Here is a 19,432-nt window from a genome sequence, read left to right as displayed (position 1 = left end):
TGACACACATATTCGGGATTGCTAATATGATGATAACAAAACATATTAGTGATTTCTAATATAACCGGAGGCTATAGAATGTTACAAGTTGATATTGACACGAAGATGAAATTCTTGCACGGCTTTTCACATAAAACGAGGATTCAAATACTTGAATGTATAAAAGAAGAGGAGAAAACAGTTTCACAAATCGTTGATGATCTAAATGGAAATCAATCAAACATATCACAGCACTTGGCGTGTTTAAAAGGTTGTGGTCTTATTGTAGGAAGACAAGACGGAAAATATGTTTATTACCGTGTACGTAATCAACTGGTACGTGATTTATTAACTATGTTTGATGTAGTGCTTGAAGATGTTGAAAATGATGTAGCTTGCTGTGAACGTCATATAGATTAGGGAGTTGAAGTCAATGACAGACCAATGTTGCGGTAGTCAATCTGAAAAAATGAAGACTACTATTAATGATGAAAAATCACAAAGTTGTTGCAGTGATTCCTCTGAAAAAGTGGAATTTATAAATGATAAAGAAGTTGATAACTGTTGCAGTAATCAAACCTCATTTAATGGAATAGAGGTAAAGGCTACTGACACTTCTTGTTGTAGTGATCCATCCGAAAAAGTGATGGAAGAAACTGGTGGTTGTTGTAGTCAAACTACATGTGAAGGTGAAAATGAACAGCCATCATCTTGTTGCAGTAATAATGATGATATAAATCAACATACAACAAATGAGAAATCAAGTTGTTGTGGTAGTACAGTTGAACAACCATCAAAAAATAACAATCATTCTACGATTAGTGAGAAAATCGAATACCGAGTACACGGTATGGATTGTCCTTCTTGTGCCTTAACCATAGAAAAGGGACTAAGTAGGCTAGATAACATACATGAAGCAAGGGTGAATTATAATACTGCAAAGTTACAAGTAGTTGGCAACAATGCCATGTCGCTTGAAAGTATAGAAAGTGAAGTCCAAAAGCTAGGATTTAAGACGGAACCAATAAATCAAACTAAAAATGTTAGAACATATGATGTTGTGGGAATGGATTGTGGTAGTTGTGCGAAAAGTATAGAAAATCATTTGAATGCTATTCCAAATATTAATAGTGTAAGTGTTAGTTTTTCAACCGGAAAAATGAAAGTGGAACACGAAAATACTGTAGATGATATTGTTTCAGAAGTATCTAAACTAGGGTATAAAGCTTCACTAATTACGAAAAGCAATAAACCTGCAGAAACTACGAAAAATAAAGAAGGATATGGCTTAATTACCTTCTCTGGTATTTTAATTGCTCTTGGACTTATTGGTTCATACAATGGAATCTCACCAATTATGGCAACGATTTTATATGCTGTCGCTATTGTAATAAGTAGCTATAAACCTGTAAAAAGTGCTTACTACGCTATAAAAAGTCGTTCATTAGATATGAATGTTCTAATGTCAGCCGCAGCAATAGGAGCCGCTATAATTGGAGAATGGTTTGAAGGTGCAACAGTAGTATGGTTATTTGCATTAGGTACCGCACTTCAAAATAGGTCGATTGAACAAACAAGAAAATCTATTCGTAATCTAATGGATTTAGCGCCATCAGAAGCTTGGATTAAGGTTGGAGCAGAATTAGTCAAAAAGCCAGTTGATGATGTATCAGTTGGAGAGGTAGTTGTTATAAAACCGGGTGATAGAATCCCATTAGACGGTGAAATTATCCAAGGTGAAACAAGTGTTAATCAGGCTCCTATCACGGGAGAATCCATCCCAGTTGATAAAATGATTGGGGATACTGTCTATGCTGGAACGATTAATGAAAGTGGTTCTCTTGAAGTCAGAGTCACTAAGTTAGTTGAGGATACAACAATATCTAAAATCATTCATTTGGTCGAAGAAGCACAGGAACAAAAGGCTCCTACCCAAGCATTTATAGATAGGTTTGCTAGTATTTATACGCCAGTTGTGTTTGTTTTAGCACTAGCTGTAATTGTTCTACCACCACTTTTCGGATTTGGCACTTGGGGAGAATGGGTTTATAAAGGACTTGCGTTGTTAGTTGTTGCTTGTCCTTGTGCATTAGTAATCTCTACTCCTGTTGCGATAGTATCTGCTATCGGAAATGCTGCAAAAAATGGTGTATTAATAAAAGGTGGAACGTTTCTAGAGAATGCAGGAGCTATTAATGCAATAGCTTTTGACAAAACAGGGACATTAACAGAAGGGAAGCCACAAGTCTCTGAAATTATGGCCTTAACCGCTTCTGAAGACGAGTTAATAGCAATCGCTTTAACATTAGAAGATTATTCAACACACCCAATAGCAAAAACGATTGTTGAATATGCGAAAGACAAGGGAGTTCAAGCTAAAAGTGGAGAGTTATTTAAAAGTGTAGTTGGTAAGGGTGTTCAAGCAACAATCGATGGTGAAGTTTATTATGCTGGTAATCTAAAACTATTTGAAGAAATGAATATATCCATGGGTAATGTAATGTCCAAAGTAGAAGAAATACAAAGTTACGGGAAAACTGTAGTGATTATCGGTACACAAACAGAAGTAATGGGGATTATCTCTGTTTCTGATACCATTCGTACAACTACTGTAAAAGCATTAGATGGATTGAAACAAGTTGGTGTAAATCAACTTGTTATGTTAACTGGAGATAATGAAGGTACTGCTAAAATGATTTCAGGTGAAGCGAATGTAAACCGCTATTTTGCGGACCTATTGCCAGAAGATAAAGTGGATGCGATTAAACAATTACAAAAGGAAGGACATAAAGTCGCCATGGTTGGTGATGGCATCAATGATGCACCAGCACTAGCCAATGCAGACTTGGGGATCGCAATGGGTGGAGCAGGAACCGATACGGCAATGGAGACTGCTGATATAGTTTTAATGGCAGATAATCTGGAAAAATTGCCACATACCGTTAAGTTAAGTAGGAAAGCATTAACGATTATAAAACAAAATATTTGGTTTTCCATAATTGTAAAATTAATAGCATTGATTCTTATATTTCCGGGCTGGCTTACACTTTGGTTAGCCGTACTAAGCGATACCGGGGCTGCTATAATTGTGATATTAAATGCCCTACGACTTTTAAAAGTTAGGGGATGATGATTAGGGAAGCTGTTCAGTTGGAAATCGAACAGCTTTCTTTTATCAATTTAAATCATAACTTAGCCATTCAAGAATTATCTAAGAGGTGACATAGTTGACTATTATTGCTATCAGCAGTAGTCTACGCACTTTATTTAAACATCTCCAAAACCAATATATTATTGAAGTGGGTGATTATGCTCCAAACTTTTCTGTAGAAACACTTCAGGGTGAACGAGTTGAACTAAAAGATTATAGGGGAAAAGGTGTATTTTTAAATTTTTGGGGAAGATTGTCCAAATATACAAATTGAGATTTCAGAAAAGCCATCACAAGCTTTTATAGAGAATATAAAACAAGATAAGCTTGATATTGGGCTAATTGGTTTAAGCAGAGAAGGGAAAGAAATGAGGGATGAAGACATTGCTTTTGAAATTGTCTTACGTGGAAAAATGATAGCAGCTGCGAGCAAACAATCCCCGTTAGCCTTTACAAAATCAGTGACACCACAAGAAATCCGAAAATACTTGCTTGTTATATACAATGATGATCGCATGTGGGAGTTATCAACGATCTCACAACCCAATTCGGCCCTGCAGATATTTTGTTTTCAACAAACAATTTGGATGCTATTCGTAATGCAGTCTTGGAAAATTTGGCAATCACAATAGCTCCCGATTATACGGTTAAAAACGATCCTTATGCTCGAACGGGAGAAATTGTACCGATCGAGATTGCCAACCTTGAACAAGATTATCCGGGAATGGCTTTGGTTTGATCAAAAACAAAGAGTAGCACAGCCATTATTAGGAACTTTGTATCAAAGCTAACATCAGATATAATGAAGCTAAGGAATCGTTCATGAGTAGCTTCACCTTGAAATTTAAGAGAGCATTCCTAGGATTTGCAAGCTAAAATGAAAACGTGTGCCGGATGATTTTCGGCAACATCATATGCAGCCACTTGAAGTGCTCAAGTAGATGTAGGGTTTATCAATTACTTGCTGTTCTTTACTAATTGTCTTTTTTTCCGTTGATAGCTGGAAAGGATGACTCCCCCCACGATAAAGACGGAGCCTATCAACTCTATTCCTGTAACCGGCTTGGAAAGTAAAAGCAATCCCACAATCATGGCGACAAAAGGCTCTAAATTGGATAAAATTGATGCTTTTGAGGCGTCAACATATCGAATATTGTTATTCCAAATAAGGGTGGCTATGCCATGTACAATAATGGCTGTTCCAATTAGAAGAGCCCAATCAGGAATAGCGATGATCACATTCGCCATAATGATTATTATAACCAGAGTCCTCTCTCAAAGGGTTGATCCCCTTACTATTACGTTATATTCGAATGTGGTACAAGTAAATCGTTCATGTTTAGTCGTTTTATATGCTTTTTAGAAAACGCTAATCCATTTAAAACTAATATAATAAAGAAAAGTCTTAATGATGTTAAGAGAGTAGGGGAAGAAATCTTGAACTAATATCTTTCCAAATACAAAATTACTTCCCCAAACTACTACACAAAAAAATCAGCCACAAATAAGCTTTTAAAATATTTTTTACGCTCCTACATACATACAAAATGATTAATGGTAATCCAAATATAAAAGAAGCGGTTGCTCCTCACCCGCCTCTTAACATAACTTCTATAACAATGTGCTTAGATTATCTTCTTTAATTTAACAATTTTGTGGGTTCGTGACAGATGCTCCACGGTGCTACGCTAATTATCTTATCTGAATTGATAAGATCTCTTTAAATTTTCCTAGCGCTCCAAAGTCCAATTTCACTTCACCTTGATACCCCGCCCCCAGACAGTGAGGGGGGCGGGGTATCAAGGTGTCTGATGAAGTCGGGCTTGAGAAGGGAGAAATTGCTCCTGACTTTGAATTAGAAACATTAGAAGGAGAGACAGTACGTTTATCTGATTATAAAGGGAAACGTGTCTTAGTTAATTTTTGGGCTACTTGGTGTCCGCCATGTAGAGCAGAAATTCCTGATTTAGAAAAACTGTATGATAAAAAAGATGTAACAATTCTAGCGGTCAATTTAACGGAATCAGAAAAAAGTGAAGACAACTTTACCGATTTTGTAGAAAAATTCGAGATGACTTTCCCGGTATTGATGGATGTGAACTCAGATGTCTCTTATATCATGTTTGAAAAAGAAAGCAAGTCTAACATTATGTGCCTATGAAACTTTTGACGAAAAAGTAAAAAGGTAAATAGGGAAGGAAATTATTTGAAGCCAAACGGCTGATGGTTTAGGTTCAGTAGGAGTCCTTTGCAGATGTGTATATTACTTGGGCAAGGGCACTTTTAAAAGCCGCAGATATTTCTAAACAAATATTTCATCTGAATTTCTTATTGATCATATATTCTTCTGGAAAATCTAGTAACGACTTGAAAATCTAATTGTAAACCGTTTATTTTTACTGTTTACAATGTTAGGAATTGACGTTATGATAATCTTGTACAATTTATCAAAGGAAAGAGGGATGAGATGACTACTAAGGAAATGGTTTATGCGGCATTGTTTGCTGCTTTGGTAGGTGTATTAGGAATGATTCCACCAATTCCACTAGGATTCATTCCAGTACCGGTCACGGCACAAACATTGGGTGTCATATTAGCCGGGTGTTTTTTAGGAAGGAAAACGGGGGCAATCAGCATGATACTATTTGTCATATTGGTGGCGTTCGGTGCTCCTCTGTTGACCGGGGGCAGAGGAGGTTTTTCAGCGCTTGTCGGTCCGTCGGCAGGATATATTCTTAGCTGGCCAGTTGCTGCATTCTTCATTGGCTATTTTACTGAAAAGGTGTGGAACAATCTCAAAATCTGGAAAGTGGTTACTGTAAACATTATTTTCGGTGTTGTACTTGTTAGCCTCATTGGTGCTCCGGTAATGGCATTTATTACACAAACATCTATTTGGGCTGGATTTTTCGGTGCTACAGTTTTTTTACCGGGGGATAGTATAAAGGCTGTTATTGCTGCAGTGATTGTAGTACAGCTTCACAGTGTCAGTCCCATCGAGCAAAAAAAACATAAAACGCAAGAAGAGATGAGCGAATGGGGAACATAATCCATCCAATTACACAACACTGTAAAAAAACACCGAATAAAATTGCCATACAGGAAAAAGACCGATCCCGAACGTACGCTCAATTGATGGAAAATGTACGAAAAATTGCGATGGGCTTGAAAAATATGGAGTCACCAAATAAAAGAGTAGCTGTGCTATCACAAAATCGCATCGAATATGCAGAGGTGTTCCTTGGCGCTATATATGCGGGTCATGTTCCACTATTATTGGATGTGAAGTGGCGTAAACAAGAAATAAGGGATGTGTTGCTGTTAAGTGGGGCGGGGATTGTATTTGGTGATACATCAATTTTGGAAAACATATCTACTGCGGTGGTACCAAAGCAAATTAGCTTTCAGCGGCATTCGAACAGTATTTTTTATGAAGATTGGCTGCAACAGCAGCAAATGGCAAACGAGCAAACAGATCACGAATTGTTGTTTATTGGCTATACATCCGGAACAACTGGGGTACCAAAAGGATATAAACGAACACACGACTCATGGATCAGCAGTTTTAAGGCAAGTGTTGAAGCGTTTGGAATTAACCAAGAGGATCATTTCGTTGCACCGGGGGGATTTGCGCATTCTTTATCTTTATTTGCGCTAACTCAAAGCCTATATCTTGGAGCGACTTTCCATATCGATTCCAAATTCCAGCCGAAAAAAATACAATCGTTGTGCAATCGGCTTTCAAGCGTTGTATTGTTTGTTGTACCGACCATGATTCAATCGTTACTGGCGGACGTGAGGGATCCGTTGCATATAAAAACTTTAATTAGTTCCGGTTCCCAATGGACGGCAGAAATGAAGGCGGAGGCGGTTGAACAATTTGACTGTGCGCAGATGTATGAATTTTATGGTTCATCGGAAGCAAGCTATATCAGTTATACACTTGTGCAAGAAAACGCAAAAAAGCAATCAGCACAAAAGGTATTTCCTGGAGTATCGGTGAAGATTGTAGATATGCAAGGTAAAAAAGTGAAAAACGGTCAAATAGGTCAAATTTGTGTTAAAAGTGAGATGCTTTTTCAAGGGTATGATCAGCGACCAAGGGAAACTAAGCATGTTTTCCAAAATGGCTGGCTGCTGTCCGGGGATTATGGTTACCTGGATGAGTTGGCTGAACTGCATTTGGCTGGAAGGCAAAAGAATATGCTTATTACCGGTGGACTGAATGTGTATCCGGAAGAAATTGAAACGGTAATAAAACGATTGCCGATGGTGGGGGATGTGATGGTTTTTGGTGGACAGGATAAACATTTGGGAGAGAAAATTGTTGCAGTCATTGCCTGGAAAAATAATTATACACTTCCTGCAAGCAAGGTAAAGAAGTTTTGTGCACAGTATTTGGCTACATATAAAATCCCAAGAAAAATCATCACCGTGAAGGAATTTCTTTACACGGGAAGTGGGAAAATTGCTAGGAAAGAGATGATCGATATGGTGGAGAATGAAAACAAATGAAAGAATGTGTGATTGTTACAGCGAAACGAACTGCTATCGGCAAAAGAGGCGGAATATTTGAAATGGTTGAACCAGAGCAGCTTGTGGCGCCGTTGATCCAACAAATTGTAAAGGATTGTCAGTTGCCTGCGGATGAAATCGATGACGTTATCCTCGGAAATGTTGTTGGTCCAGGGGGGAATATTGCTCGCGTGGCTTTGTTGGAGGCAGGGCTCCCTGTCACTGTGCCCGGGCTCACAGTGGACCGGCAATGCGGATCTGGATTGGAAGCAGTTCATCTTGCAGCCCGCTTGGTTCAAAGTGGAGCGGGTGATGTATTCCTCGCGGGTGGAGTGGAGAGTACCAGTCGCGCCCCATGGAAACTTTCCAGGCCAAAACGGCTATCGGATAATCCCGAATTATATGAGCGTGCTCCTTTCACATCGGCAGCATTTGGCGATCCAAGCATGGGGGAAGCTGCTGAAAATGTAGCAGAGCACTATCACATTACGAGGGAAATGCAGGACAGCTATGCCGCAAATAGTCACTTTAAAGTAATTCGTTCCCAGCAGTCGGGGCGTTTTACCGAAGAAATCGTACCAGTATATACACAAGGTCAATGTCAGGATACAGATGAATGTCCACGTGACAACGATAGACTTGATATATTGTTCAGCAGGATGCCACCTGTTTTTAGGGAAAATGGAACAGTGACAGCTGGTAATGCGTGTCCAATTAATGATGGTGCTGCACTAGCGTTAGTTATGTCACGCGATAAGTGTGATGCCTTAGGCTTGCAGCCATTGCTTCGCTTTGTAGATGCACAAGCTGCGGGCGTTGAGCCGCATTTTTTGGGTATTGGTCCGGTGTCAGCAGTTAAAAAATTATTATTACGGCAGCAAATGGAACTGTCCGCTATTGATCTTGTTGAATTTAATGAGGCCTTTGCATCACAGACACTAGCTTGTTTGCACCTACTGGATATCCCAAAAGAAAAGGTAAACATTGGTGGTGGTGCATTGGCACTTGGACATCCATATGGGGCCTCGGGTGCTGTACTGGTTACAAGATTGGTGACAGAAATGAAAAATAATAACTTCCAGCGTGGACTCGCTACTTTGGGTATTGGCGGTGGCATGGGGTTGGCGGTGATGGTGGAAAGAGTTTGAGTGCATGCTCCAACAACAGATTCATCTTACTGAAGAATGGATAAAAGTATATGCAAAAGTAATTGATGCACCAACAGTGACAATTGCTGGCAGATTGATGGCACCGTCAACAATGATTGTCATATTCTGGCAGTTGTTTTCCGCGTCACCAATGTATCTATTTTTGTCCGGGAAACGATGTGGAATTATGTGTGAAAGCCAAGATGAGATTATAAAAACTTGCAGGCTAGCAGGGATCTTCAGAAAAAACAGGGGGTGAGAAGATGCTGGTATTTGATCAAGTTAGTTTTTATTATCAAAAAAATGCGCCCATTCTGCAAGAATTGCAATTTACAATCCGTAAAGGGGAATATGTTGCTGTCGTCGGGCTAAATGGAAGCGGGAAATCGACCATGGCCAAACTGATGAATGGACTGTTTTTGCCAAAAAAGGGAAAGGTAACCTGCTACGGCCAAGCAACATCCGACATCGCAAATATTCAAACAATACGGCAACACGTTGGGTATATCTTCCAAAACCCGGAGGATCAATTTATTACTACCTCCGTATTTGATGAGATTATTTTTGGGCTGGAAAACATTCACATACCTAGAGAAGTAATGGAAGATCGGGTAAATGAGGCGCTTGAGGCTGTTGGGATGTCCGCTTTTCAATCTGTAGTACCGCATCTGCTGTCAGGTGGTCAGAAACAGAAAATCGCCGTTGCGGCCGTACTTGCTATGCAGCCGGATTTTATCATTTTTGATGAGGCGACATCCATGCTTGACCCCAAGGGAAGGGAAGATATGGTACTTATAATGGAAAGAATGCATGAAATGGGAATCGCGATTATTCATATTACCCACCATATGGAGGAAGTGCTTCATGCACCGCGCGTACTATTCTTGCACAACGGACGGCTGCAGTTTGATGGAACTCCGCAACACTTTTTTTCTATAGTGGACGTAGAGTTCTACGGAATAGAACTGCCATTTGTTTTTCGGCTTGCTGAAGCTTTACAAGTAAAGGAAATACCTGACTCTCACTGGAGAAAGCTGGTTGATTTGCATGTGCCTTGAACTAAAAGATGTAACAGTTGAAATCGAAGGGGAAAGAATTTTGGATCAAGTAAGCTGTCAAATGGATGCTGGACGGTGGGTATCAATTATTGGGAAGTCAGGTGCTGGCAAGTCCACTTTGCTGCGGGTTATGAAAGGTCTGATCCCATGGCAAAGTGGCGTGTATACATATAGGGGAAATCTGGTTGAACAGGATTTCAAGGGGATGACAAAGCGCATGCAGAAAATGGGACTAGTATTTCAATATCCTGAAAAACAGTTGTTTCATACAACGGCATACAAGGAACTAGCCTTTGGTTTGAAACAGAAGGGTCTATCTAAAAAGGATATGGATAATCAGATTCAAGCCAGTATCCGGCAATTTGGATTGCATCCGCCTGTTTTACAAAAATCCCCCTTTCAATTAAGTGGTGGACAGCGCAGGCGATTGGCTCTGGCTTCTGTCTTGATTACCGATCCAGACATATTGCTGATTGATGAACCCACAGCTGGGCTGGACCCGGGTGCAAGGAAATCAATTCTGCGGCATATTAAGCATTGGCAAACGCAAGGGGAACGAACGGTGGTTTTCACATCACATCAGATGGAAGATGTGATGCGTTATTCTGATGAAGTTATCGTCATGGGAAAAGGAGAAATAAAGGCGCAACTGGACACGGATGCGCTGTTTTTACATCATGCGGAGATTGTGGAAAATAACGGATTGTTGTTGCCCCTATCCATACAATTGCTCCGTTATGTGGAACAAAAAACAGGCATGAATATCCATGTTGAAAAAGCCAGTGATGAAGTTGTTTTTACAGCAATAAGGAAAACAGCGGGATTGGAGTGAAAGAATATGTCTAATGCTGTTGTTATCGGTCAATACATTGAAAACAAATCCATTTTACATCGCTTGGATCCAAGAACCAAACTTCTTTCCATGGTTGGTATCATGCTATGGATTGCGATGATTCAATCGGCTTTGGAGTACGCTGTTGCGACAATCCTTGTTCTGTTCCTACTGGTGGTTTCCAGGATTTCAATGGTCTTGTATTGGAAAAGTGTGCGTCCTGCAATATTTATCCTGGCTTTTACAGCCATTTATCATGCATTGCTTTCACCAGGAGAGCGGGTGTTATGGGAATGGTCCATTTTCCAGGTAACGGCTGAGGGACTGCTTGCGGGTTTCCAATTTGTATGGCGTATTATTCTTTTGCTATTGCTCGCCTCTACTCTGACGTTTTCCACCAAGCCACTCACACTTGCAGCTGGACTGGAATTACTGCTCAAACCACTATCCAGAGTCGGCGTGCCTATTGAGCAATTTGCACTGATGATATCCATTACCTTGCGATTTATCCCGACCATCCTGGAAGAGTTGGAACGGATTCTACTTGCTCAAAAAGCAAGAGGCATGGATTTTTCAGAGTATAGTCGGATCAAGCGGTTGTATGCGTATGTTTCCTTGCTGATTCCGCTGTTGTTTTCTATTATCCAGCGTGCGGAAACGTTATCTGATGCAATTGATTCCCGCGCCTATGGAAAAGGGAAAAATCGAACACGTTACCGGATATTGCATTTAACGCGCACAGATTATGGGATTTTGGCTACGGTTTTGTTGTTGATGTGTTATGGGATATTCATTCATATCCAAGGAGGTAGATGACGATGCCAATCATTCATGGTTCTACGGTTGATCACCAAACAAGGTGCAAACATTATCATACCCCAGTCGATATTGTAGCAATTAAAATGAAGTGCTGTGGAAAATATTATCCTTGCTACAAATGCCATAACGAGTTTGAGGATCATGCAATTATCCAGTGGCAAAAAAAAGAATTTGACGAATACGCCATTGTTTGCGGTGTTTGCAATATAGAACTGACGATTAGACAATACATGCGGACGAACTGTTGCTCGTATTGCCATTCGCATTTTAATGACAGATGTAGTAAGCATTATGATTTGTATTTTGAGGTGGGTGGATAATTATAGGTGAATCTAACACTAATTATTGTTCACTTAATAAATCTTTTGACACTTCTTCATTTGAGAAAAAGAGATTTTTGTTGGGAATATTAAAGGAAAAGTGAAGACATTAATCACGTCACTGCTTAAAAGGAAAACGAATTTTCGGAAAAATCGCATGAAATGTCTGAAATTATGTTGACCTTAACTATTGTGCATGATAAGCTTTTAATGAAAATAAAATAAATTATTAAATCCACTAGGGGTGCCTTTTAAAAGGGCTGAGATCAAAATAACTAATTTTGAAACTCGATGAACTTGAGACGGTTAATACCGGCGTAAGGAAGTGGCAGTGTTGATATACACTAATTTGTATTGATTACTATATTATCAAACCACTTTCCTTATGCTTGAAGGAAAGTGGTTTTTTATATTTATGCAAGTTCACAAAGCATTGGGTCACTCAGGAGAGGGGGAGTGTAGGAAATGGTAGAAATGCATGTGATTTCGACGGGACAACAGACATCAGGAACCGTGGCCTCAATTGCTGAGAAAATACATACATATGTTGATGCTTTCCATCTTCGGGAACAGTCGTGGTCAGATCGTGAAATGGTTGAAGCAATTAAATTACTTATTTCACAGGGTATCCCACGTGAAAAAATTGTAGTCAACAGTCGTATTGATGTTGCACAAATCATGGAAACGCGTGGAGTTCAGTTAACACATAATAGTGTCGATGTATCACGAGTACGAAGTGTTTATGATCATCTTTGCATTGGGTGTTCTGTCCATTCTACGGAAGATGCAATTTATGCTACACGTCATGGTGCTGATTATCTGTTGTATGGTCATGTTTTTGAATCGAAATCGAAACTTGGGTTGAAACCTAAAGGGCTTGAAAATTTGGAACGAGTTGCTCAAAGTGTATCGATTCCTGTAATTGCAATTGGTGGCATAACACCTGAAAATACAGTAGCTACTATCAAGAGTGGAGCTACAGGTATAGCTGTGTTGTCAGGTGTAATGTTATCCGATAATCCATTGAAAGCGGTTAAGGAATATAGAAGGGCATTACGGAAAGCGGGGGAAGAGAATGAAGCAACCGTATGACGTAATTATTGTTGGTGGGGGTGTGATTGGCAGTTCAATTGCATTTCAATTAAGTAAACGAAGGTACCGTGTATTGGTTATTGAAAAGGATAGGACGGCTAAAAAGGCTTCCGGTGCTGCTGCAGGTATGTTGGGAGCGCAGTCGGAGCTAGAAGAAAATAGTCCTATTTTTCCAATTGCGCGAAAAAGTAGGTCTATGTTTCCTGAATTAGCAGATGAACTTAAATCATTATCCGGTATTGATATTGAACTTATCCAAAGTGGCATTTTAAAAGTGGCTCAAACAGACGAAGAAATTACACATTTAAAGTCGGTTGCTGCATTTCAGCAATCCATGGGTGAAGTTGCCGAATGGTTAACATCTGTACAGGTGAAAGAACAAGAACCAGCACTTTCTGATTTCGCATTAGGCGGGTTATTCATACCAAATGATGGGCAAGTTAATCCACCACTCTTCTCAAAAGCATTAGCACAATCTGCGGCTATTTTGGGAGCAGATTTTTTGGAATATACAGAAGTGCAGGATTTTGTAAAAGAAAACAATCGCTTTGTTGGGGTGAAAACAGAAAATGACACGTTTTTTGCGGATGAAATAGTTGTGGCCGGTGGTGCTTGGAGCCAACAAATCACTGAGAAAGCGGGATTGGTATTGGACACCTATCCTGTTAAAGGGGAATGTTTTTCTGTACGACATTACGGTCGTATCGTAACGTCGAGTATTTTTTTGAAGAATGGTTACATTGTCCCGAAATCGGGAGGAAGGTTAATTATTGGTGCTACACAAAAGCCGTATTCATTTGATGAATCTGTTTGTCTGAATGGCCTGTCACAGTTAATAACAAACGCTATGAAAGTCGTCCCTGCATTAAAGGATGCCAAATGGGAAAAAGCATGGGCCGGTATCCGTCCACAAACAGGCGTTGGACTACCATACATGGGGAAACATCCGTTTATAAAAGGCTTGTCTATTGCAACTGGTCATTTTCGAAATGGCATTTTATTGGCACCAGTCACGGGACTCTTTATGGCTGACTTAATTGAAGGTAAACCAGTCGATGATACGTTCCGAATTGACCGTATATCTCTTAAGGAGGTGAAAACGTGAAACTGTTTGTTAATGGCAATACGATACAGGTCCCTAAAAGTGTAAGAACGATTACAGATGTTAAAACACATTTTAACATTAATAACCCAGTCGTCATTGTCGAACACAATGGTGAGATTCTAGATAGTAATACCCATCCAAAAAGGGAAGTAGCGGATGGCGATAAAATTGAATTAGTACAATTTGTAGGAGGCGGTTGACATGTTAACAATTGGAGGAAAACAATTTAACTCACGTTTACTATTAGGTACTGGGAAATACCCAGATTTTGATGTGCAAAAAGAAGCAATTGATGTATCAGAGACAGAAGTTTTAACATTTTCAGTACGTCGGATGAATATTTTTGATCCATCACAGCCGAATTTCTTGGAAAAGTTGGACTTAGAAAAATATCGATTGCTGCCAAATACGGCAGGCGCAAAAACGGCAAAGGAAACGGTTCGGACAGCAAAGCTTGCAAAAGCATCTGGACTTTGTGACATGATTAAAGTTGAAGTAATTGGATGTGACAAAACATTATTGCCTGATCCAGTTGAAACATTACATGCAACAGAGGAATTGATAAAAGAAGGGTTTATCGTATTACCATATACATCGGATGACGTAGTTTTGGCACGAAGACTTGAGGAGCTAGGTGCACATGCTATTATGCCTGGTGCTTCACCAATTGGTTCCGGTCAAGGGGTCATTAACCCTACCAATTTAAGTTTTATCATTGAACAATCGAATGTACCCGTTATTGTTGATGCAGGGATTGGTTCTCCAAAAGATGCTGCCATGGCGATGGAAATGGGTGCTGAAGGCGTATTGTTGAATACAGCTGTTTCCGCTTCTAATAATCCAGTTAAAATGGCAAAAGCGATGAAGCTTGCTATTGAGGCAGGCCGGCTCGGATATGAAGCGGGACGTATTCCTATAAAGCGGTATGCAACAGCTAGTAGCCCGGTGGAAGGAATAAGTGTTTAATGGATGAACGTTATTCTAGACAAACTTTATTTCCTTACATTGGTGAAGAAGGACAGGAACGATTAAAAAATAAACATGTACTCATCATTGGCATGGGTGCACTTGGTACAAGCAATGCTGAAATACTAACGCGTTCTGGTGTTGGAAATTTAACAATTGTTGATCGGGATTATGTCGAATGGAGCAATTTGCAACGTCAACAGCTATACACAGAGGATGATGCACGAAACCGAATTCCAAAAGTCATCGCCGCTAAAAGGCACTTAGCGGCAATCAACAGTGACGTGGTAATCCATGCAGAGATTGTTGATGTTACACTACTTGAACTTGAACATCTTTACAAGGGTATAGATTTAATTATTGATGCAACGGATAATTTTGACATTCGGATGATAATCAATGATTTTTCGCAAAAACATGATATTCCATGGATTTATGGGTCGTGTGTTGGCAGCTACGGAATTAGTTATACCATCACCCCCAAAGTATCCCCATGTTTACATTGCTTGATGGGTCAACTGCCAATTGGAGGTTTAACGTGTGATACAGGTGGAATTATTGGTCCAGTCGTTCAATTGGTGGTTGCCCATCAAACCGTTGAGGCTTTAAAAATCTTAACAGAAAATCATGCGGCATTACGGAATAAATTAATTTCATTTGATCTATGGACTAATCAACACACCTCCATTGATGTTGAAAAGCTTAAAAATAAAAATTGTTCGTCATGTGGTCAAACACCGACATATCCATTTTTGGCTTATGAAAATCAGATGAGAACAGCAGTACTCTGTGGACGGGACACAGTGCAAATTCGCCCAAATAAGGGAAATAGGCGGGATTTAAAAACAATTGCTATGAATCTATCAAAAATGGGAAAGGTGGAACAAAATCAATTTCTTCTATCATTTACAGTTGATGAGAACCGATTGGTAATGTTTCAGGATGGTCGTGTACTTGTTCATGGTACGAATAATGCTATGCATGCTAAATCACTGTATCACCGGTATTTTGGTTGAGCCAGTGGGGAAGAAGAAATTGATCATACACCAATCCGATATCCATGTGATGAACCTTGATGTAGGTACAAGAGAAGAAGCATTAATTGCCATGGCAAAATCCCTGGTTAAACAAAAACTTGTAAGCAATCACTATGTCGAAAAAATACTAGAACGTGAGCGAAATCATCCAACAGGATTACCGATAAAGCCATATGGTGTTGCAATGCCACATACAGAAACTGAGCATGTCTTACAAAGTCAGATTATGTTTGCTTCGTTAAAAAGACCAGTTGTTTTTCAACAAATGGATGGTCGTGGGCATGTTAACGTATTATTTATTTTTATGTTAGCAATGCGAGATGCGAATAACCATTTAACATTACTTAGAAATTTGGTTACAAAATTACAAAACTATCACTATGTTCAGGCGCTAAGGCAGGTGAAAGACGTAAATCAACTAATCAAATGGATAGACGAAAAAGGGTAACTATACTTTTTTTATTGGGGGGAGCATTACGGTGGATATTTTACAGGGTTTTGTCGATATGGGACCCAGTGTCATACTCCCAATTATTATTTTTATTTTTGCGTTAATTCTGGGTACTGAGGTGAAAAAGTCACTCTATGCAGGGTTGATTGTTGGTGTTGGTTTTGTCGGAATTAATTTGGTTCTTAACTTGTTGACAACAAGCTTAGGACCAGCAGCTAAATCAATGGTTGATCACTTTGGGTTTGATTTACATACCATTGATGTTGGTTGGCCTGCTGCTGCGGCTATCTCATATGGTACCACGTTGGGGAGTCTTGCAATTCCAGTTGGCATCGGGGTGAATCTCCTATTGTTATCATTTGGGCTTACTAAAACATTAAATGTGGATATTTGGAACTATTGGCATTGTGCTTTTACAGGTTCACTTATATATGCACTAACAGATGATTTTGCTTTAGGGTTATTTACAATTCTTGTCCATGTTTTAGTTATCTTCTTATTAGGGGATCTTTTGGCATCAGACGTTGAATCCTACTTTGGTTTTAAAAAAACAACGTTTCCACATGCGGCATCGGTACCATCATATTTCTTGGCTAAACCATTAAATGCTGTGTTTGATAGAATACCAGGATTTAATAAAATTGAAGCAAACCCCGAAGCAATTCAAAAACGTTTTGGTTTATTGGGTGATTCAACGGTTATCGGTGTACTACTTGGCTTCATTATCGGCCTTTTAGCTGGGTATGACATCAAAGAAACGATGCAACTGGCAATTCGGACAGGTGCGGTGCTGCTTTTACTACCGAAAATGGTTGCTCTGTTAATGGAAGGTTTAACCCCGATTGCAGAATCAGCAAGTGCGATGATCAAAAAAAGGTTTCCAAAGAGGGATTTATATATAGGGATGGATAGTGCGCTATCAGTTGGTCATCCTGCTACTTTATCTGCTTCATTGCTGTTGATTCCTATTACATTATTTCTGGCTGTTATGTTGCCTGGAAATCATGTTTTACCATTTGGTGATTTGGCAACGATCCCATTTCTTGTCTGTTTAATGATCCCCGTGTTTCGTGGAAATATATTTCGAATTATTATAGCGGGAACGATTTATATTGGGGTTGGATTGCATATAGCAACATGGGTCTCACCATTATTTACCGATGTAGCAAATGCAGCTAATTTTGATATGGGGAGTAATACAAGTATATCCGCACTTGTTGATGGTGCTGTATGGACGACAGGTTTATTTGTAGGATTGGGGAAAATGTTGAGTTGGTATGGGATTGGATTAATTGGCATGATAGCAGTTGGCGGATTACTATATGTCAATAAATGGGGAAATAGAGGTGGATAGATATGAAAATAGCTTTAGTTGTTTGTGGTACAGGTGTCGCAACATCAACAGTTGTCATGGGAAAAGTAAACGAGTGGTTGATGAAAGAAAATCTACATGAACAAGTGATGCTTCATCAAGGTAACATCAATGATGCGATTAGCAAGTGGGATGATTATGATTTCGTTATATCGACAACCATTGTTCCTGAAAAGATGGAAGATAAGGTAATTAATGGTGTACCGTTGTTAACGGGGATAGGGGTTGAAGAAGTTTATAGGATGATAAAGAACAGGATTTAACATCTATAAATTAGTAATAAGTCATTTAAATATAGTCAATCACTGGGGGAGCACATTTGTGCTGAGAGAAAAAATTCGACCCTTTGAACCTGATCTGGTTAAAACTAGCGTAGGGAAGTGCAGTAATTCAATCTATTGAATTCTGTAAAACCATTCCTATGTAGTAGTGAATGATTTTTTTAATAAGAAGGAAGGGGATTTTATTATGAGCAATTTATTTACAGATCGCTTATGGAAAAAAGTCGGGCCAATCTGGAACGCTTATCTAGAACATCCTTTTGTCAAAGGACTTGGGGAAGGGTGGCTAGATCAAGAGAAATTTAAACATTGGATGAAACAAGATTATGTATATTTAATCGAGTATTCACGTCTCTTTGCTTTAGGAAGTGCAAAATCACAGAACTTAAAGACGATGACATTGTTTGCGGAACTATTGCATGGTACATTGGACATGGAAATGGACCTTCATCGAGAATATGCTAAGAAATTTAACATATCAAACGAGGAACTAGAAGCAACAGAAGCGGGAGCAACTACGACAGCGTACACGAGTTACATGCTAAATGTATCGCAACAAGGGGGCGTTGAAAATGTTGTTGCTTCCGTCCTTGCATGTGCCTGGAGCTATAACTTTATTGGGAAAAACCTAGCAGAATGGGAAGGGGCATTAGAACATCCATTTTATGGTCATTGGGTGGAGATGTACGCCTCTAATGAATTTACGGAGTTAGCTAATACATGTAAAGGTTTAATGAATGAAATAGCAAACGGTAAACCTGAACATGAACTAGCTGCACTAGAGGATATTGTTGTCAAAACAAGCTACTTTGAATACATGTTCTGGGATATGGCTGAGAGGAAGGAAAAATGGCCAGTTAAGTTTTTAAATTCCTCAACTGTATAGTCAAAACTAGCAGGAAGTATGGAGCCAAATTATTGGTAGCTTAGGAGTGATTTGATGATGACCATCTATACAGTTTCTTTATGGATGGAAAAAAGTGGTCCGATGAAAGCATTGTCGCACCAGGAGATTTTGACGGCCATCCCACTGCAGATGAAGTCAACATTGGAACAGTTGGATTGCAGTTAGGTCAACGGTTTCTGTACTTATATGATTATGGTGATGAATGGAAATTCACCATTACTGTTGAGGATATTTCAGAGGAAGAACCTGAGCCAATAACACCCTATATTGTTGCATCAAAAGGGGACGGGCCAGAACAATACTATTGGTAAAAGGAGGTGACATTCCCATCCTTTAGCACTTGGGTACGGTTCACATGAATCTTGTCCCAACAATGTATGGGATGAGTTAGTAAATCTG

At 39.4% G+C, this 19,432-nt stretch carries 23 protein-coding genes, 2 pseudogenes and 2 riboswitches; of the genes and pseudogenes, 24 read left to right on the top strand and 1 reads right to left on the bottom strand.

What is annotated here, in order from left to right; translation table 11 throughout:
• Positions 1-78 precede the first annotated feature (78 nt).
• The 5 genes and pseudogenes from ACW2QC_RS08115 to ACW2QC_RS08095 all read left to right on the top strand — a co-directional run bounded on the left by ACW2QC_RS08115 (position 79) and on the right by ACW2QC_RS08095 (position 3,869).
• On the top strand, positions 79-399 hold the full coding sequence (locus ACW2QC_RS08115) for an ArsR/SmtB family transcription factor (RefSeq protein WP_457543480.1): 321 nt from the start codon (positions 79-81) through the stop codon (positions 397-399).
• A gap of 226 nt (positions 400-625) precedes the next feature.
• Positions 626-3,109 carry a heavy metal translocating P-type ATPase gene (locus ACW2QC_RS08110; protein ID WP_457543585.1) on the top strand — a complete coding sequence of 828 codons (2,484 nt, stop codon included), beginning with the start codon at positions 626-628 and terminating at the stop codon, positions 3,107-3,109.
• Positions 3,110-3,206: 97 nt separating this feature from the next.
• A complete protein-coding gene (locus tag ACW2QC_RS08105) occupies positions 3,207-3,404 on the top strand; it encodes a redoxin domain-containing protein (RefSeq protein WP_457543479.1) in 198 nt (65 codons plus the stop codon).
• Positions 3,370-3,585, top strand: a pseudogene (locus ACW2QC_RS08100) (LysR substrate-binding domain-containing protein); the annotation flags it as partial. The gene ACW2QC_RS08105 and the pseudogene ACW2QC_RS08100, both read left to right, overlap by 35 nt.
• Before the next feature lie 62 nt (positions 3,586-3,647).
• Positions 3,648-3,869, top strand: a complete 222-nt coding sequence (locus tag ACW2QC_RS08095; RefSeq protein ID WP_457543478.1) for a hypothetical protein — start codon at positions 3,648-3,650, stop codon at positions 3,867-3,869.
• Positions 3,870-4,087: 218 nt separating this feature from the next.
• On the opposite strand, the gene ACW2QC_RS08090 is transcribed toward ACW2QC_RS08095, so the two are convergent.
• Complete coding sequence (locus tag ACW2QC_RS08090) at positions 4,088-4,378, bottom strand: EamA family transporter (RefSeq protein WP_457543477.1); 291 nt, start codon at positions 4,376-4,378, stop codon at positions 4,088-4,090.
• 556 nt (positions 4,379-4,934) lie between these two features.
• Between ACW2QC_RS08090 and ACW2QC_RS08085 the strand changes: the two genes are divergently transcribed.
• The 19 genes and pseudogenes from ACW2QC_RS08085 to ACW2QC_RS07995 all read left to right on the top strand — a co-directional run.
• Complete coding sequence (locus ACW2QC_RS08085; protein ID WP_457543476.1) at positions 4,935-5,291, top strand: TlpA disulfide reductase family protein; 357 nt, start codon at positions 4,935-4,937, stop codon at positions 5,289-5,291.
• Positions 5,292-5,597: 306 nt separating this feature from the next.
• The gene (locus tag ACW2QC_RS08080; protein WP_457543475.1) at positions 5,598-6,179 is read left to right on the top strand and encodes a biotin transporter BioY; all 582 of its coding nucleotides are present in this window, start codon (positions 5,598-5,600) and stop codon (positions 6,177-6,179) included.
• Positions 6,167-7,645 (top strand): AMP-binding protein, encoded by a 1,479-nt coding sequence (locus ACW2QC_RS08075; protein ID WP_457543474.1) that lies wholly within the window; start codon positions 6,167-6,169, stop codon positions 7,643-7,645. Before ACW2QC_RS08080 ends, ACW2QC_RS08075 begins: the two co-directional genes overlap by 13 nt.
• Positions 7,642-8,793 carry a thiolase family protein gene (locus tag ACW2QC_RS08070; RefSeq protein ID WP_457543473.1) on the top strand — a complete coding sequence of 384 codons (1,152 nt, stop codon included), beginning with the start codon at positions 7,642-7,644 and terminating at the stop codon, positions 8,791-8,793. Before ACW2QC_RS08075 ends, ACW2QC_RS08070 begins: the two co-directional genes overlap by 4 nt.
• Positions 8,794-8,797: 4 nt before the next feature.
• The gene (locus tag ACW2QC_RS08065) at positions 8,798-9,052 is read left to right on the top strand and encodes a hypothetical protein (protein ID WP_457543472.1); all 255 of its coding nucleotides are present in this window, start codon (positions 8,798-8,800) and stop codon (positions 9,050-9,052) included.
• A 4-nt stretch (positions 9,053-9,056) separates the two neighbouring features.
• Positions 9,057-9,851 carry an ATP-binding cassette domain-containing protein gene (locus tag ACW2QC_RS08060; RefSeq protein WP_457543471.1) on the top strand — a complete coding sequence of 265 codons (795 nt, stop codon included), beginning with the start codon at positions 9,057-9,059 and terminating at the stop codon, positions 9,849-9,851.
• On the top strand, positions 9,841-10,683 hold the full coding sequence (locus ACW2QC_RS08055) for an energy-coupling factor ABC transporter ATP-binding protein (protein WP_457543584.1): 843 nt from the start codon (positions 9,841-9,843) through the stop codon (positions 10,681-10,683). The genes ACW2QC_RS08060 and ACW2QC_RS08055 overlap by 11 nt, the downstream gene beginning before the upstream one ends.
• 6 nt (positions 10,684-10,689) lie before the next feature.
• Positions 10,690-11,499: an energy-coupling factor transporter transmembrane component T family protein gene (locus ACW2QC_RS08050; RefSeq protein WP_457543470.1), complete on the top strand. Its 810-nt coding sequence runs from the start codon at positions 10,690-10,692 to the stop codon at positions 11,497-11,499.
• Positions 11,500-11,501: 2 nt separating this feature from the next.
• A complete protein-coding gene (locus tag ACW2QC_RS08045; protein ID WP_457543469.1) occupies positions 11,502-11,822 on the top strand; it encodes a CHY zinc finger protein in 321 nt (106 codons plus the stop codon).
• Positions 11,823-12,052: 230 nt separating this feature from the next.
• A riboswitch (TPP riboswitch) is annotated at positions 12,053-12,163 on the top strand.
• Between the two features lie 124 nt (positions 12,164-12,287).
• Positions 12,288-12,914, top strand: coding sequence for a thiamine phosphate synthase (locus tag ACW2QC_RS08040; protein ID WP_457543468.1), 627 nt, complete (start codon positions 12,288-12,290; stop codon positions 12,912-12,914).
• The gene (gene thiO, locus ACW2QC_RS08035) at positions 12,898-14,019 is read left to right on the top strand and encodes a glycine oxidase ThiO (protein ID WP_457543467.1); all 1,122 of its coding nucleotides are present in this window, start codon (positions 12,898-12,900) and stop codon (positions 14,017-14,019) included. The genes ACW2QC_RS08040 and thiO overlap by 17 nt, the downstream gene beginning before the upstream one ends.
• Positions 14,016-14,219: a sulfur carrier protein ThiS gene (gene thiS, locus ACW2QC_RS08030; protein WP_457543466.1), complete on the top strand. Its 204-nt coding sequence runs from the start codon at positions 14,016-14,018 to the stop codon at positions 14,217-14,219. Before thiO ends, thiS begins: the two co-directional genes overlap by 4 nt.
• A gap of 1 nt (position 14,220) precedes the next feature.
• A complete protein-coding gene (locus ACW2QC_RS08025; protein WP_457543465.1) occupies positions 14,221-14,985 on the top strand; it encodes a thiazole synthase in 765 nt (254 codons plus the stop codon).
• The gene (locus tag ACW2QC_RS08020; RefSeq protein ID WP_457543464.1) at positions 14,985-16,001 is read left to right on the top strand and encodes a MoeB/ThiF family adenylyltransferase; all 1,017 of its coding nucleotides are present in this window, start codon (positions 14,985-14,987) and stop codon (positions 15,999-16,001) included. The genes ACW2QC_RS08025 and ACW2QC_RS08020 overlap by 1 nt, the downstream gene beginning before the upstream one ends.
• Before the next feature lie 19 nt (positions 16,002-16,020).
• Positions 16,021-16,470 carry a PTS sugar transporter subunit IIA gene (locus ACW2QC_RS08015; protein ID WP_457543463.1) on the top strand — a complete coding sequence of 150 codons (450 nt, stop codon included), beginning with the start codon at positions 16,021-16,023 and terminating at the stop codon, positions 16,468-16,470.
• A gap of 31 nt (positions 16,471-16,501) precedes the next feature.
• Positions 16,502-17,827, top strand: coding sequence for a PTS galactitol transporter subunit IIC (locus tag ACW2QC_RS08010; protein ID WP_457543462.1), 1,326 nt, complete (start codon positions 16,502-16,504; stop codon positions 17,825-17,827).
• 2 nt (positions 17,828-17,829) lie between these two features.
• Positions 17,830-18,108, top strand: a complete 279-nt coding sequence (locus tag ACW2QC_RS08005) for a PTS sugar transporter subunit IIB (protein WP_457543461.1) — start codon at positions 17,830-17,832, stop codon at positions 18,106-18,108.
• A gap of 34 nt (positions 18,109-18,142) precedes the next feature.
• Positions 18,143-18,241, top strand: a riboswitch (TPP riboswitch).
• Positions 18,242-18,313: 72 nt separating this feature from the next.
• Entirely contained in the window at positions 18,314-19,012 is a 699-nt protein-coding gene (tenA, locus tag ACW2QC_RS08000) for a thiaminase II (protein WP_457543460.1), read from the top strand.
• Between the two features lie 65 nt (positions 19,013-19,077).
• A pseudogene (locus ACW2QC_RS07995) lies at positions 19,078-19,344 on the top strand (IS1096 element passenger TnpR family protein); the annotation flags it as partial.
• Positions 19,345-19,432: the final 88 nt, after the last annotated feature.

It is taken from the genome of Virgibacillus sp. FSP13 (genome assembly GCF_054048505.1).
The sequence above is the reverse complement of the archived record's forward strand: the minus strand, read 5'-3'. Positions and strand labels throughout refer to the sequence as shown.